Here is a 15,311-nt window from a genome sequence, read left to right as displayed (position 1 = left end):
GTACCAGGGTGCGTCAGGCGGTGCGCGATAGCCGCGTACAGCAAAGCCAAAGCCGCATCATCCAATGCTAAGGCGCGTCTCTCGGAAGTCCAAGCTGGGAGGATAACCACGTTGGCGGGACGATTTGAGGGATCGACCCTCCACCTGGCCGAACGCTCAGCCTCGCCACAGGCGGACAGCGCATCGCGCAGCAAGCGGCGCTGCGCTGGTGTCAGTTTGCTTGGTGTTCGATTCCGCTTCGGCGTATCAACAGTTCTCCCCGCCATCACGCCGGCCCCTGGCAGTTGTCCAGGGACGCAAGTACCTTCCGGATACCACCCACACGCCAACGAGTCTGTTGGGGTGATACTCGGATCGGCGACGGCAACATGCCGGATTTGACGCGCCGCCACACGGTGTTATCGCTGCAATCGAACAGCACCGCGACGAACCTGACGTCGATTAGCGCTTCATCCGGAAGGGAGTTAAATGCCACCAGGGTGGGCGGGATTTTCTTCGTTGCCATGCGTGCTCCTTTCATGATCCCCCTCATGCCGGGATGGCGTGGGGTGAGTGCATGGCGGCAGTGTCGCTAATCCGATTTTTTTAGTAATCCCGCAATTTTTCCTTTTTTCGTGGGAGTGGGGTTCATGCCAACCGCATTGGAATTCTTACCAAATAAAAGGATGTGAAGTTTCTTTTGTTCGTAGTAGTACCGCTCAGCCAACGTAGCGCCAAACCCGAGCGCTTTTCCAATTTCCTCAAACAACCCCTTGTCTATCGGCGTTTCCGGAGAAGTTTTACGCCTTGTTACGACAGATAACCAGACTGCTAAACGCCCTACCCGTGCCTTTCTCCGCGCGGCAAGATTCGTACCTTTTGGGTACGGTCGCCCAAATGCTTTGGGATCATCCCAACTACCGACCCTAGCCATATTTACATTGTCATAACGGCGATTAAACGCAAAAGCAAGCCAATCAGGGGCAACCAATCCGTGTGTTACACACTCCCGAATTGCCGCTAAAACGGCGAACCCATCTCCTTTATCAATTTCATCTTTCAGACGCACAACATTGCACGCACCACCGAACTGATAAAGTGGACCGACAGGAGAAGAACCATTCTTCCCAGAAGATTCCAATTTTTTCTGTTCTTCTTGTGCCTCCTCGAATGTCGCCGTCCAAGGATCAAACATTTCTACGCCACCTTTTCAATGGAAATGATATCCGCCCCCTGCCGCATCTTGTCGCACTCATCCGCCCACCAGGCCATCAGCTTACGCCGCTCCGCGAGAAAATCGCCGCGGTCATAGGCCAGGCGTACCGCGTCGCCATGTTTGTGTGCGAGTTGCACCTCGACGACTTCCGGCCGCCACAGACCGGAGCCGTGCGCGATGGTCGAGAACGAACTCCGGAAGCCGTGTGCGGTGTGTTCCGATGACGTGTTGTAGCCCATGCGCCGCAGTGCCTGACCGATAGTGTTCTCGCTCATCGGCCGACTGTGATCGCGCATCCCCGGAAAACAGTAGCGATTCTTTCCGGTCAGCGGCTGCAATTCCTTGAGGATCTCCATCACCTGATCGGATAACGGCACCAGGTGCGTGCGCCGTGCCTTCATCTTCCCCATGGGAATGCGGATCAGCCGTTCCTCGAAATCGATCTCCGCCCATTCGAGTTGACGAACCTCCCCTGGCCGCAGCCCGAACAAGGCGCTCAACTTGAAGGCACAGCAAGTGTGAAACAATCCCGAGTAGCCCCAGATCGCCCGCAGCAGCTTGCCGAACTCCTTCGGCTGGGTGATCGCCGGGAAATTCTTCTTGCCCTTCGGCGGGATCGCGCCGCGCAGATCTCCGGCGATGTTCCGCTCACAGCGCCCGGTCTGGATGCCAAAGCGGAACACCTGCCCGGCCAGCTCACGCAACCGGTGCGCCGTATCCATGCGGCCACAATCCTTGACGCGGCGGATGCAGGCCAGCAGCTCGGGGGCGGTCAGCTCGGCAATGGGACGTTCCCCGATCCAGGGAAAGGCGCTGCGCTCGAGGACGCGGATATTTCGCTTGGCTGTGCTCGCCGTCCAGCCCGGCGATAGCTCACGGTGCCATTCCCGCGCCACCGCCTCGAAGCTGACGGCCTCGCGGTACTCCTTGGTAATCTTGCCGACCTTGCGCCGCTCGCCGGGATCTATCCCCTCGCGAAGGGCCATGCGCGCCTCGTCGCGGGCCGCCCTGGCCTTTTCCAGGGAAACATCAGGGTAAGGCCCCAGGGCGAGCGTTTTGCGCTTTCCAGCGAAGCGGTAATCGAGTCGCCAATACCGTCCGCCTTTGGTATCGACCAGGAGATGCATCCCGTCGCCGTCGATCAGTTTGTAGGCTTTCTCGCCCGGCCTAGCCTGCTCCACCTGCTTGGATTTCAGCTTGTTGGTAGCCACAAATCCTCCGTATACCGACAAAAATACCAATGAAATATCGTGTACCGTCACGTATACCGACAAAACCTATGAATTGGGATGGTACGGGATGATGTTGGCTGAGGCAACAAAAAACCCCGAAAGCCTTGCGGCTTCGGGGTTTCTGGTGCCTCGTGGTGCTTGATGAGGCTAGGCTCTGGGGCGATGTACCGGGCTTGAACCGGTGACCCTCGGAATCACAATCCGATGCTCTACCAACTGAGCTAACACCGCCGTTGTTCTGGCGCGCCCGGCGAGACTCGAACTCACAACCCCCGGCTTAGAAGGCCGGTGCTCTATCCGGTTGAGCTACGGGCACGAGGCTCTGGGCTTTTCGGGGATTCGCATCCCGCCTGCAACGCTTTTGCTGCTCTTAAACTGGTCGGGGCGGTGGGATTCGAACTCACGACCCTCTGCTCCCAAAGCAGATGCGCTACCAGGCTGCGCTACGCCCCGAGAAAGCCGGCATTCTACCCATTGCGCCAAAGCAGGTCAATGAAGAAATTGGATTGACGGCATGCGGCGTAGATTCCCGTATCATTCCAGGCGCCGGCACCCGATTGCTTGCAGTATTGCCGTATTTCTGATATTTAATCGCCTCTTTGCGAAAACGTATGGATGGTTTCGAACATGCCTGAAGAATTGCTACCCAGACAGTTTGCCCCCTATGTCCCCAAGAAGGGCGAGGAATACATGAGCGACAGGCAACTGGCGCATTTCCGCAACATCCTCGAGACCCTCAAGGCGGAGTTGATGCGGGATATCGAACGGACGGTCCATACCATGCAGGATGAAGCGACGGTATTCGCCGACCCGAACGACCGCGCCAGCCAGGAGACCGATATCGCCATTGAGCTGCGCAACCGTGACCGCGAGCGCAAGCTGATCAAGAAGATCGAGGAAACCATCGCCCTGATCGACAGCGGCGATTACGGCTATTGCAGCGGGTGCGGAGTGGAAATCGGCATCAAACGGCTGGAAGCCCGGCCCACGGCGTCGCTGTGCATCGACTGCAAGACGCTGGAAGAGGTGCGCGAGAAACAGGTCGCCAAGTAAGCGGACACCTTCTCCGAGATCGCCGGCGCAACGCCGCCGGCCACCGCCAAACGAAAAAGGACGCCGCGGCGTCCTTTTTCGCTGGGTGACAACCGCTTACTGCTGCGGCGGGACGGCCTCAGCCGGGGCTGCCGGCGCGGCGGCGGCTTCGGCGGCGACGGCCTTCATCGACAGGCGGACGCGGCCTTTCTCGTCGGCTTCCAGCACCTTGACGCGCACCTTCTGCCCTTCCTTGAGGTAGTCGGCGACAGCATTGACGCGCTCGTTGGCGATCTGCGAGATGTGCAGCAGGCCGTCGCGTCCCGGCAGGATGCTGACGATGGCGCCGAAGTCGAGCAGCTTGAGCACCGTGCCGTCGTAGATCTTGCCGACTTCGACGTCGGCGGTGATCGCCTCGATGCGCGCCTTGGCCGCGTCGGCGGCCTGGGCATTGACCGAAGCGATGGTGATCGTGCCGTCTTCCTGGATGTCGATCGTCGTGCCGGTTTCCTCGGTGATGGCGCGGATCACGGCGCCGCCCTTGCCGATCACGTCGCGGATCTTTTCCGGATTGATCTTCATGGTGTAGAGGCGCGGCGCGTAGGTGGAGACTTCCTGGCGCGGTGCGGCGACGGCGGTCTGCATCTTGGACAGGATGTGCAGGCGCGCTTCCTTGGCCTGCGCCAGCGCCACCTGCATGATTTCCTTGGTGATGCCCTGGATCTTGATATCCATCTGCAGCGCGGTCACGCCGCTGTCGGTGCCGGCCACCTTGAAGTCCATGTCGCCGAGGTGGTCCTCGTCGCCGAGGATGTCGGTCAGCACGGCGAAGCGGTTGCCTTCCTTGATCAGGCCCATGGCGATACCGGCCACGTGCGCCTTGAGCGGCACGCCGGCGTCCATCAGCGCGAGCGTGGAGCCGCAGACCGAGGCCATCGAGCTCGAACCGTTCGATTCGGTGATTTCCGAAACCACGCGCATGGTGTAGGAGAATTCCTCCGTTTTCGGCAGGACGGCGATCATCGCGCGCTTGGCCAGGCGGCCGTGGCCGATTTCACGGCGCTTGGGGCTGCCGACGCGGCCGCATTCACCGGTGGCGTAGGGCGGGAAGTTGTAGTGCAGCATGAAGCGCTCGCGGTATTCGCCGGCCAGCGAGTCGATGATCTGCTCGTCGCGGCCGGTGCCCAGCGTGGCGACCACCAGCGCCTGGGTTTCGCCGCGCGTGAACAGCACCGAGCCGTGGGTGCGCGGCAGGACGCCGGTGCGGATCGAGATCGGGCGCACGGTGCGCGTGTCGCGCCCGTCGATGCGCGGTTCGCCGGCCAGGATGCGGCCGCGCACGATGCGCGATTCGACTTCGAACAGCAGGTTGCCGATGGTCGCGGCATCCGGCGCGTCCTCGCCGGCGGTCAGCGCTTCGATCGCCTTGGCGGAAATCTCGTTGAGGCGCTGCGTGCGCTTCTGCTTGCTGGTGATGCGGAAGGCTTCCTGCACGTCGGCTTCGACCAGGGCGTTGAGCTTGGCGACCAGTTCCTCGTTCTTGGCGGCGGGCGCCCAGTCCCATTCGGGCTTGCCGGCTTCCTCGACGAACTCGTTGATGGCGTTGACCACGGTCTGCATCTGCTCATGGCCGAACACCACGGCGCCGAGCATGACGTCTTCCGGCAGCACGTCGGCTTCCGATTCGACCATCAGCACCGCGCTCTGGGTGCCGGCGACGACCAGGTCGAGGCGGCTGTCCTTGAGCTGCGAGAGCGTCGGGTTGAGCACGTACTGGCCGTCCAGGTAGCCGACGCGCGCCGCACCGATCGGGCCGTTGAACGGGATGCCCGAGACGGCCAGGGCGGCCGAGGCGCCGATCAGCGCGGGGATGTCCGGATCGACTTCGGGGTTGAGCGAGACGACCATCGCCACAACCTGCACTTCGTTGTAGAAGCCGTCCGGAAACAGCGGGCGCAGCGGCCGGTCGATCAGGCGCGAGGTGAGCGTCTCCTTTTCCGAGGGGCGGCCTTCGCGCTTGAAGAAGCCTCCGGGGATGCGGCCCGCGGCGTAGGTCTTCTCGATGTAGTCGACGGTCAGCGGGAAGAAGTCCTGGCCCGGCCTGACGGTCTTGGAGCCGACCACGGACACCAGGACCACGGTGTCATCCATCGACACCATGACGGCGGCGTCGGCCTGGCGCGCGACCTCTCCGGTTTCCAGCGTCACCTGGTGCGCACCGTAGGTGAAAGTCTTCTTGGCGATCTTAAACATTAGTTACCTCTCAGTTGGTTCGTTGCGCATACCCACGACGCCGGCATGCGGTTGATCAATACGCCGTGTTGGCGAAACTGCAAAAAAGTGCAGCGGACAACCCGAAAGGGCTGTCCGCTGCGACGTGTTCAGGAAAAGGGAAGTCAACCAACCGCACGGCGGCTCGGCCGGCGAACTTACTTGCGCAGGCCGAGGCGCTGGATCAGCGAGCGGTACGAATCGACGTTCGTCCGCTTGAGGTAATCCAACAGCGTGCGGCGGCGGCTGACCATGCGCAGCAGGCCGCGGCGGGAGTGGTGATCCTTGACGTGCGCCTTGAAGTGCTCGGTCAGGTCGTTGATGCGGGCGGTCAGCAGCGCGATCTGGACTTCCGAGGAGCCGGTATCGCCGGCGGCGCGCTGGTATTCGCTCATGATCTGCGCTTTCTGCGCAACGGTAATCGCCATGTCAAACTCTCTTTCCTAGATGACGACGCCGCCCCGGTTTGATAGAGCAGGCGCCAGGTTGATGAAAACAAGCCTATCGCTTGGCGAAGCAAGGCGCGGATTATATCGCCGGGCCACCCCGGCGGCAAGCGCGCGATACTCCCCGCGCGCGGCCCGCCCGGCTCAGGAAGACGCCACCAGCCGGCGCGGATGCACGATCCCGGCGGGGTCGACCTCGCCCACCCCGAGCAATCGCCCCTGCGCATAGACGCGGCATTTTCCGCGGACGCCGCCCGCGACGGCCACCGGGTTGCCGTGCGCGAAGCGCCGGCTTTGCGCTTCGTCGAGCGCCACGTCCGGGAGGCCTTGCAGCAGCGCGTCGACCGGCAGCAGCCGGCGGCTCCGCTCGTCTTCCGGCCAGGCGCCGAGCGCGTCGAGCGTCACCGCCTGGGCGATTAAGACGCCGCCGACCGCCGTCCGGCGCAGCGCGGCGAGATGCGCGCCGCAGCCGAGCACGCGGCCGAGGTCCTCGGCGAGCGTGCGGATGTAGGTGCCTTTGCTGCAGGTCACGCGCAAGCGGCAGCCGTCGCCGGAACGATCCAGCAGCGCGAGTTCGCCAATCTTCACCTCGCGCGCCTCCCGCTCGACCGTCACGCCCTGGCGCGCCAGCTTGTAGAGCGGCTGTCCGTCGCGCTTCAACGCCGAGTACATCGGCGGCACCTGCGTGATGCGGCCACGAAACCTCGCCAGCGCCGCTTCCAGATCCTGCGGCGAGAAGTCGGGCGTGCGGCGCTCCAGCACCTCGCCCTCGGCGTCCCCGGTGTCGGTGGTCACGCCGAAGCGGACCTCCGCCTCGTAGGTCTTGTCGGCGTCGAGCAGGTCGGCGGAGAACTTGGTGGCCTCGCCGAAGCACAGCGGCAGCAGCCCGGTGGCCAACGGATCGAGCGTTCCCGTATGCCCGGCCTTGGCTGCGGAGAACAGCCGCCGGGCAGCCTGCAAGGCGGCGTTGGAGGTCATGCCCTGGGGCTTGTCGAGCAACAGGACGCCGTTGACGCGCCGCCAGGTGCGCTTGGGGCGGTTCGCGTCCAACTCAGTCTTCGGTCGAATCCGGCGAATCCGGCGCCTTGGAAATCGACACAGCCTGCTCGATCAGTTTCGACAGGTCCGCCCCGCGTTCGAGCGATTCGTCGAAGACGAAGTGCAATTGCGGCGTGTTGTGAATGGTGATGCGCCGCCCAAGCTCGCGGCGCAGGAAGCCGGCCGCCTTCTGCAGGCCGGCCAGCACGGAATCGAGATGTTCCCGGCCGGACATGCTGCTGAAGAACACCTTGGCATGGGCGTAGTCGGCCGAGACCTCGACGCCGGTGATGCTGATCATGCCGACGCGCGGGTCCTTCAGCTCGGTGCGGATCAGCTCCGCCAGTTCCCGGCGGATCTGTTCGCTGATCCGGTCGCGGCGCGAAAAGCCCTTGCTGGCGGTCACGGGCGATTCCCTAGAGCGTCCGGGCGACTTCGGTCAGGTCATAGACCTCGAGCTGGTCGCCTTCCTCGTAGTTGCTGTAGTTCTTCAGCGACAGGCCGCATTCGAAGCCGGCGCGCACTTCCTTGACGTCGTCCTTGAAGCGCTTGAGCGATTCGAGTTCGCCGTCCCACAGCACCACGTTGTTGCGCAGCAGCCGTGCGCGCGAACTGCGCTTGACGATGCCTTCGAGCACGTAGCAGCCGGCGATGGTGCCGATCTTGGAGGCGCGGAACACCTGGCGGATTTCGACCAGGCCGGTGATTTCCTCGCGCTTCTCGGGCGCCAGCATGCCGGACAGCGCCGCCTTCACCTCGTCGACCGCGTCGTAGATGATGTTGTAGTAGCGGATGTCGACGCCCACGGCCTCGGCCGTCTTGCGCGCGCCGGCGTCGGCGCGGGTGTTGAAGCCGATGATCACGGCCTTGGAGGCCTGTGCCAGATGCACGTCGGATTCGCTGATCGCGCCGACCGCGGCATGGATCACGTCGACCTTGACTTCGTCGGTCGACAGCTTCTGCAGCGACTGGACCAGCGCCTCCTGCGAACCCTGCACGTCGGCCTTGATGATCAGCGCCAGCGTCTTGGTTTCGGCCTCGCCCATCTGCTCCAGGATGTTTTCGAGGTTGGCCGCCTGCTTGGTGGCCAGCTTCACGTCGCGGAACTTGCCCTGGCGGAAGAGCGCGATTTCGCGCGCCTTGCGCTCGTCCCCGAGGACCATCGCGTCCTGGCCGGCGGTGGGCACGTCCGACAGGCCGAGGATTTCGACCGGAATCGACGGGCCGGCTTCCCTGATCGACTTGCCGTTCTCGTCGAGCATGGCGCGGATGCGCCCGAACACCTGACCGGTGAGCAGCACGTCGCCCTGGTGCAGGGTGCCGGACTGGACCAGCATGGTGGCCACGGGGCCGCGCCCCTTGTCCAGCCGCGCTTCGATGATCAGGCCCTTGGCCGGCGTCTCGCGCGGCGACGTCAGTTCGAGCACTTCGGCCTGCAGCAGCACGTTTTCCAGCAGCTCGTCGATGCCCGCGCCGGTCTTGGCCGAGACGTTGATGAACGGCGAATCGCCGCCGTACTCTTCCGGCACGACCGATTCGGCGACCAGTTCCTGCTTGACGCGGTCCGGGTTGGCTTCGGGCTTGTCGATCTTGTTCACCGCCACCACGATCGGCACGCCGGCCGCCTTGGCGTGGTGGATGGCCTCGCGCGTCTGCGGCATGACGCCGTCGTCGGCGGCCACCACCAGGATGACGATGTCGGTGGCCTTGGCGCCGCGCGCGCGCATCGCGGTGAACGCTTCGTGGCCCGGCGTGTCGAGGAAGGTCACCATGCCGCGCGCGGTTTCCACGTGGTAGGCGCCGATGTGCTGGGTGATACCGCCCGCTTCGCCGGACGCCACGCGGGTGCGGCGGATGTAGTCGAGCAGCGAGGTCTTGCCGTGGTCGACGTGGCCCATGACGGTGACCACCGGCGCGCGCGGCAGCTGCGGCGCGTCCTTGTGTTCGGTGTCCTCCAGGAAGACGTCCGGATCGTCGAGCTTGGCGGCGAAGGCGCGGTGCCCCATTTCCTCGACCACGATCATCGCGGTTTCCTGGTCGAGCACCTGGTTGATGGTGACCATCGAGCCCATTTTCATCAGGGTCTTGATCACCTCGGTGGCCTTGACGGCCATCTTGTGGGCCAGATCGGAAACGGAGATGGTCTCCGGCACCTGCACGTCGCGCACGACGGCCTCGGTCGGCGCCTGGAAGGCGTGCGCCTGCTCGGCGTCGCCGCTGTTGCGGCTGCGCTTGCCATGCTTGCCGTCGCGCCATTCGCTGGTGGCCGGCGAGCCGCGCGTCTTGAGCCCCTGGCGCTTGCCGCCCTCCTCGCTCTTCCAAGGCCCCTTCTTCTCGCCGCTCTTTTTCTCCGTGGTGCCCGGCTTGCTGTCAGAACGACGGACGGTCTTGTCCTGTTTCTCGCCCTTCTCCTCCGGCTTGCCGCTCGCCGTCCGGGCCGCCGCCTGCTTGGCGGCCTCGGCGGCGCGCGCGGCGACCGCCTTCTCCTCGGCTTCCTTCTTCAGACGCACCAGATCGGCGGCGCGCTGCTGCTTTTCGAGGAATTCGGCTTCCTGCCGGGCGCGCAGTTCCGCGTTGCGGCGCTCTTCCTCGGCGCGCAGGCGCTGCTGCTCCTCGCCGATGATCGACGCCCGCGTCACGACTTTCTTGGCCGTCGACTTGGGCGCGTGCTCCTTGGCCGCCGGCGTTTCCTTATGGCGCGCCGGATGCCTGGGTTTGGCTTCCGCGACGGCTTTCGGCGCCGCCGCCTCGGGCTCGGCCGGCGGCGCGGTGACTTCGACTTCGGCGACCGCGGCGACCGGGTCCGCCGCCACCGGCTCGGGCGCGGGAGCGGGCTCCACGACGGGCGCGACGACGCTTTCCACCGGCGCGGCGACGGGTTCCGCTTCCTGCTGGACGACCGGCTCGGGCTTCGCCTCGGGGATGGGCTCCGGCGCGGGTGCGGGGGCCGCGGCCGCCTTCGCGGCGAGCGCCTCGGCGCGCAGTTCGGCCGGGTCGCGCTTGACAAGGACGCGCTTCTTGCGCACTTCCACCTGGACGGTACGCGATTTGCCGTGCGAATCCTGGGCGCGGATTTCGGAAGTCTCCCTGCGCATCAGGGTGATCTTGGTCTTGGATTCGGCTCCGCCATGCGCGCGGCGCAGGTAGTCGAGCAGCTTGGCCTTGTCCTGCTCCGTCAGCAGATCGTCCGCCTTGCTTTTGACGACGCCGGCCATCTGCAGCTGCTCCAGCAGCGCGGTGGCCGGCATTTTCAGGTCTGTCGCGAATTGGGCAACGCTCGTTTGCGCCATGGGAATCCTCTTCTCTGCTTGCAGATACGCTTCTTTATTCAAACCAATGCGCGCGCGCCGTGGTGATCAGCTGCTTGGCGCGCTCGGCGTCGATGCCGGTCATTTCGGTGAGCTCGTCGATCGCCAGGTCGGCCAGGTCGTCGCGGGTCTTGACGCCGCTGGCCGCCAGCTTGGCGGCCAGCGGCTTGTCCATGCCGTCCAGGCCCAGCATGTCCTCGGCCACGTCGCCGAGCTGCTCCTCGGCGACGATCGCCTCGGTCAGCAGCACGTTGCGGGCGCGTTCGCGCAGTTCCTGCACGGTGGTCTCGTCGAACGCCTCGATCTCGAGCATTTCGTGCAGCGGCACGTAGGCGACTTCTTCGAGCGACGAGAAACCTTCGTTGATCAGGATGTTGGCCACGTCCTCGTCGACGTCGAGCTTTTCCATGAACAGGACCCGGATGGCCGCCGATTCGGCCTCGAAGCGCGTCTGCGATTCTTCCTCGGTCATCAGGTTGATGGTCCAGCCGGTCAGTTCGGACGCCAGGCGCACGTTCTGGCCGCCGCGGCCGATCGCCACGGCCAGGTTGGCCTCGTCGACCACGATGTCCATGCTGTGCTTTTCCTCGTCGACCACCACCGAGGTCACTTCCGCCGGGGCCAGGGCGCCGACCACGAACTGCGCCGGATCGGCCGACCACAGCACGATGTCGACGCGCTCGCCGGCCAGTTCGTTGGTCACCGCGGTGACGCGCATGCCGCGCATGCCGACGCAGGTGCCGATCGGATCGATGCGCGCGTCGTTGGACTTGACCGCGATCTTGGCGCGCATGCCCGGATCGCGCGCGGCCGCCTTGATTTCCAGCAGGCCGTCGTCGACCTCGGGCACTTCCATCTCGAACAGCTTGATGATGAACTCCGGCGCCGTGCGCGAGAGGATCAGCTGCGGGCCGCGCGCCTGCCGGTCGACGCGCAGCAGGTAGGCCTTGACGCGGTCGCCGACGCGCAGGTTCTCGCGCGGGATCATCTGGTCGCGCGGCAGGACGGCTTCGATCTTGCCCGCCTCGATGATGGCGTTGCCGCGCTCCATGCGCTTGATGGTGCCGGTGACGAGGTGTTCCTTGCGTTCCAGGAAGTCGTTGAGGATCTGGTCGCGCTCGGCGTCGCGGATGCGCTGCAGGATCACCTGCTTGGCCGCCTGCGCACCGATGCGCCCGAAATCGATGGGTTCCAGCGCCTCTTCGAGGAAGTCGCCGACCTCGATCTCCGGGTCCTGCTTCTGCGCGTCGGACAGGGCGACGTGCTGCGCCTCGTGGATGAATTCCTCGTCCGGCACGACTTCCCAGCGGCGGAAGGTTTCGAAATCGCCGGTTTCGCGGTCGACCACCACGCGCACATCGGCATCGTCGTGAATGCGCTTCTTGGTCGCGGACGCCAGCGCCAGCTCCAAGGCACCGAAGACGATTTCCTTGGACACGTTTTTCTCGCGCGCCAGCACGTTGACCAGCAGCAAAATCTCACGACTCATAATTTCACCATCCCCTAATCCAGCCCCACGTCATCGATCGAACTTCGGCACCAGCCGGGCTTTGTCGATGTTGCCAAAATCCAGCTCGACCTCGCCCGTATCGATCGTCAGGCGCACCTTGCCGTCCTGCAGGCCATGCAGGACACCATTGAAATTCCGCCGCCCGTTGACGGGCAACCGCAGCCGCAGATTGATTTCCGAACCGGCGAAACGGGTGAAGTCCGCCGGCTTCTTCAGGACGCGGTCGAGTCCGGGCGAAGAGATTTCGAGGCGGTCGTAATCGACGTCCTCGACGGCCAGCACGCGCGACAGCTGGTTGCTGACCTGCGCGCAATCCTCGACATCGACCCCGCCGGCCTTCTCCTGCTTGTCGATGAAGACGCGCAGCACCCGGCCCCGCGGGCTCTGCTCGACATCGACCAGTTCGAAACCGAGCCCGGTCACCGTTTTTTCGATCAGTACGACTAAATCCATGGCCACAAAAGAAAAATGGGCGAAACGCCCATCTCAGTAATTTTGCCCCGGAAGGGGCGAGCGGAAAACCGGCGGAGTATAACGAAAAATCGCTTGCCAGTAAATGAAAATCTCGATGAAAATCGCACCGATACATGGCAATCGCCGATTGACCGACCGCTGCGGATACGCCGCATCGGAATGGCACGGCCCGACGGCGGGCGCGGCTCCGCGCAGCGTTCCGGGAACCGTGGAACCGGTGAATCCGGGCAATGGCCGAGAGGCAACAGTGGCAAAAGAGAAACCTTCGAATCACGCGCATTACGTTTCCGCTGACCAGTTGAGGATCGGGCTTTACGTCCACGTCGATCTGCCCTGGTTCCGCCATCCCTTCACGCTCAACAGCTTCCGCATCGCCAGCGCGGAGCAGGTGCGCGCGCTGCGCGCGCTCGGCGAGCCGCGCTTCCGCTACGACCCGCAGCGCAGCACGGTGGCGCCGGACGCCGGCGCGGACGCTGGCACGGACCCCGCGCCCGCCGCCGAGGTTGCCGCCGGGCCGGCCGACGTCCCGGCGCCGCCCGGCGACGAGCCGGCGCCGACACCGGCCGAGGCGCTGTCCGGCAAGCGCCAGCGCGTCCTGCTGCTGAACGACCACCGGCGGCGCCTCGGGCAGGTCAACCGGTCGTTCCTCAAGTCGGCCATGCTGCTGCGCAACCTGAACCGCAACCTGATGAGCGATCCCGAGGCGACGCTGCACGAGATCGGCGCGCTGGTCGAGCAGATGGTCGCGGCCTTCCTGGAACATCCGGCGGTGACGCTGCACCTGATGGGCGAGGAATGCGGCGGCGACGACATCTATTCGCACAGCCTCAACGTCACCGTGCTGGCCATGATGCTCGCCAAGGGGCTCGACTTCCCGCCCGAACAGGCCCGCGTCCTGGGCCTGGGCGCCCTGCTGCACGACATCGGGCTGATGGACGTGCCGGACCGCCTGCTCAAGATGCGGCCGGACGAATACACCAGGCCGGAGCGCGACCTGCGCGCCATGCACTGCGAGTTCGGCTTGCACATCGGCCGGCAGCTCGGCCTGCCGGCGGACATCCTGTCGGTCATCTTCCAGCATCACGAGATGGTCAACGGCAGCGGCTATCCGCGCGGCATCGGCGGGGACAAGATGACGCCGCCCGCGCGCGTCGTCTCGCTGGTCAACTATTACGAACGGCTGTGCAATCCGGCCGACCCGACGCAGGGCATCACGCCCCACGAAGCCCTCTCCTTCCTGTTCGGGCAGAAGCGCGGCAAGTTCGACGCGGTGGCGCTGCAGCGGCTGATCCGCTGCCTCGGCGTCTATCCGCCGGGGTCGATCGTGACCCTCTCGAACGACGCGACAGCCGTGGTCATGTCGGTCAACCCCGCCCGGCCGCTGCGTCCGTGGGTGATGGTGTACGACGAGAGCGTGCCGAGGGAGGAAGCCATCCTGCTCGATCTCGAACGGGAAACCGACATCAACATCGCCGGCGCGGTGCGGCCGGCGATGCTGCCACCGGCCGTCATCGCCTATCTGAGTCCGGGCCGGCGCATGGTTTATTTCTTCGACAGCGAGGCGCGGCCGGACAGCAAGGGAAACGCATGACTTCCGACGACATCCGCGAACTCCTGCTCGAGCACGGCAACGAAATCGTGCTGCTGGTCGACCTGGCGACGCAGGAAATCCGCGCGGCCAACGGCGCGGCGGCGCGGCACCTGGGCTACACGCGGGACGAGCTGATCGGCCGGCCGATCACCGACATCGAATGCGCGCTCACCGACATCTTCTATTGGGAGGACGTCCGCCAGGGCGCGGTGCCGGAGATCCACAACGCCGACACCTCGTACCTGCGCGCCGACGGCGAGCTGCTGAGCGCGTCCAAGACCGTCATCCGGCCGGCCGCGCACCCCGGTGCGCTGGTCGTCTGCGCCATCCCGACCGGCAAGCTGCACCGCACCGAGAACGAGCTGGCCGACACCGGCGCGCGGCTGCGCGCCACGCTCGAGGCGACCGCGGACGGCATCCTGCTGCTCGACCGCGGCGGGGCGATCGTCAACATGAACCGCCAGTTCGCCCGCATCTGGCAGATTCCCGACGAACCGCTGCTGGCCTGCGACGACAACGCCGTGTTCGATTTCCTGGCGTCCTGCATGCGCGATCCGCAGGCGTACCGGCGGCGCCTGGAGGAAATCCGGCCGGACAGCGACGAGGAGACCTACGACCTGCTGACGCTCGACGACGGACGCTACCTCGAACGCAAGTCGCGGCCGGCGAAACTGGGCAAACTGATCATCGGCCGCGTCTTCTCCTTCACCGACATTTCCGAGAACAAGGCGCGCGAATCCCGCCTGAAACTGGCGGCCAGCGTCTTCTCGCACGCCCACGAGGGCATCGTGATCACCGACGCCGAGGGCAACATCGTCGACGTCAACACCACCTTCAGCCGCATCACCGGCTACACGCGCGAGGAAGCCGTCGGGCAGAACCCGCGCTTTCTCAAGTCGGGGCGCCAGAGCGAGGATTTCTACCGCGCCATGTGGAGCGAGCTGGTCGCGCGCGGGCACTGGGAAGGCGAAGTGTGGAACCGGCACAAGAACGGCCGGCTCTACGCGGAACGGCTGAGCATCACCGCCGTGCAGGACGTGATCGACGCCTCGCTGCACTACGTCGCGCTCATTTCGGACATCACCGAGCTGAAGGAGCACCAGCAGCGGCTCGAACGCATGGCGCACTACGACGCGCTGACCGGCGTGCCGAACCGCGTGCTGCTCGCCGACCGCCTGAACCTGGCGATCGCGCAGGCGCGGCGGCACAAGCGG

At 64.9% G+C, this 15,311-nt stretch carries 12 protein-coding genes, 3 tRNA genes and 1 pseudogene; 3 read left to right on the top strand and 13 right to left on the bottom strand.

Going from position 1 to position 15,311, the window contains the following annotated elements; genetic code table 11:
* Positions 1 to 265: 265 nt before the first annotated feature.
* The 6 genes from QM701_RS20225 to QM701_RS20200 all read right to left on the bottom strand — a co-directional run bounded on the left by QM701_RS20225 (position 266) and on the right by QM701_RS20200 (position 2,880).
* Positions 266 to 505: a helix-turn-helix transcriptional regulator gene (locus QM701_RS20225; RefSeq protein WP_415168796.1), complete on the bottom strand. Its 240-nt coding sequence runs from the start codon at positions 503 to 505 to the stop codon at positions 266 to 268.
* 66 nt (positions 506 to 571) lie between these two features.
* Positions 572 to 1,174, bottom strand: coding sequence for a hypothetical protein (locus QM701_RS20220; protein WP_415168795.1), 603 nt, complete (start codon positions 1,172 to 1,174; stop codon positions 572 to 574).
* Positions 1,175 to 1,176: 2 nt separating this feature from the next.
* Positions 1,177 to 2,406, bottom strand: coding sequence for a tyrosine-type recombinase/integrase (locus QM701_RS20215; RefSeq protein WP_415168794.1), 1,230 nt, complete (start codon positions 2,404 to 2,406; stop codon positions 1,177 to 1,179).
* Between the two features lie 176 nt (positions 2,407 to 2,582).
* Positions 2,583 to 2,658 (bottom strand) — tRNA-His (locus QM701_RS20210).
* 8 nt (positions 2,659 to 2,666) lie between these two features.
* Positions 2,667 to 2,743 (bottom strand) — tRNA-Arg (locus QM701_RS20205).
* A gap of 60 nt (positions 2,744 to 2,803) precedes the next feature.
* Positions 2,804 to 2,880: transfer RNA gene (locus QM701_RS20200), tRNA-Pro, on the bottom strand.
* A 174-nt stretch (positions 2,881 to 3,054) separates the two neighbouring features.
* On the opposite strand from QM701_RS20200, the gene dksA reads away from it, so the two are divergent.
* On the top strand, positions 3,055 to 3,480 hold the full coding sequence (gene dksA, locus QM701_RS20195; protein ID WP_415168793.1) for an RNA polymerase-binding protein DksA: 426 nt from the start codon (positions 3,055 to 3,057) through the stop codon (positions 3,478 to 3,480).
* A 96-nt stretch (positions 3,481 to 3,576) separates the two neighbouring features.
* On the opposite strand, the gene pnp is transcribed toward dksA, so the two are convergent.
* The 7 genes from pnp to rimP all read right to left on the bottom strand — a co-directional run bounded on the left by pnp (position 3,577) and on the right by rimP (position 12,485).
* Entirely contained in the window at positions 3,577 to 5,712 is a 2,136-nt protein-coding gene (gene pnp, locus QM701_RS20190) for a polyribonucleotide nucleotidyltransferase (RefSeq protein WP_415168792.1), read from the bottom strand.
* 176 nt (positions 5,713 to 5,888) lie between these two features.
* The gene (gene rpsO / locus QM701_RS20185; protein WP_415168791.1) at positions 5,889 to 6,158 is read right to left on the bottom strand and encodes a 30S ribosomal protein S15; all 270 of its coding nucleotides are present in this window, start codon (positions 6,156 to 6,158) and stop codon (positions 5,889 to 5,891) included.
* A gap of 162 nt (positions 6,159 to 6,320) precedes the next feature.
* The gene (truB, locus tag QM701_RS20180) at positions 6,321 to 7,226 is read right to left on the bottom strand and encodes a tRNA pseudouridine(55) synthase TruB (protein WP_415168790.1); all 906 of its coding nucleotides are present in this window, start codon (positions 7,224 to 7,226) and stop codon (positions 6,321 to 6,323) included.
* 1 nt (position 7,227) lies between these two features.
* Positions 7,228 to 7,620 (bottom strand): 30S ribosome-binding factor RbfA, encoded by a 393-nt coding sequence (gene rbfA, locus QM701_RS20175; RefSeq protein ID WP_415168789.1) that lies wholly within the window; start codon positions 7,618 to 7,620, stop codon positions 7,228 to 7,230.
* A gap of 10 nt (positions 7,621 to 7,630) precedes the next feature.
* Complete coding sequence (infB, locus tag QM701_RS20170; protein WP_415168788.1) at positions 7,631 to 10,504, bottom strand: translation initiation factor IF-2; 2,874 nt, start codon at positions 10,502 to 10,504, stop codon at positions 7,631 to 7,633.
* Between the two features lie 34 nt (positions 10,505 to 10,538).
* Positions 10,539 to 12,011 carry a transcription termination factor NusA gene (nusA, locus tag QM701_RS20165; protein WP_415168787.1) on the bottom strand — a complete coding sequence of 491 codons (1,473 nt, stop codon included), beginning with the start codon at positions 12,009 to 12,011 and terminating at the stop codon, positions 10,539 to 10,541.
* Positions 12,012 to 12,041: 30 nt separating this feature from the next.
* The gene (rimP, locus tag QM701_RS20160; protein ID WP_415168786.1) at positions 12,042 to 12,485 is read right to left on the bottom strand and encodes a ribosome maturation factor RimP; all 444 of its coding nucleotides are present in this window, start codon (positions 12,483 to 12,485) and stop codon (positions 12,042 to 12,044) included.
* A 268-nt stretch (positions 12,486 to 12,753) separates the two neighbouring features.
* On the opposite strand from rimP, the gene QM701_RS20155 reads away from it, so the two are divergent.
* Positions 12,754 to 14,097 carry an HD-GYP domain-containing protein gene (locus QM701_RS20155; RefSeq protein ID WP_415168785.1) on the top strand — a complete coding sequence of 448 codons (1,344 nt, stop codon included), beginning with the start codon at positions 12,754 to 12,756 and terminating at the stop codon, positions 14,095 to 14,097.
* Positions 14,094 to 15,299 (top strand): annotated as a pseudogene (locus QM701_RS20150) (PAS domain S-box protein); the annotation flags it as partial. The gene QM701_RS20155 and the pseudogene QM701_RS20150, both read left to right, overlap by 4 nt.
* Positions 15,300 to 15,311 lie beyond the last annotated feature (12 nt).

This window comes from Propionivibrio sp. (genome assembly GCF_047602565.1).
Lineage (GTDB): Bacteria > Pseudomonadota > Gammaproteobacteria > Burkholderiales > Rhodocyclaceae > Propionivibrio.
Note: the sequence above shows the minus strand (reverse complement) of the source record. Positions and strands in the feature narration are given on the sequence as shown.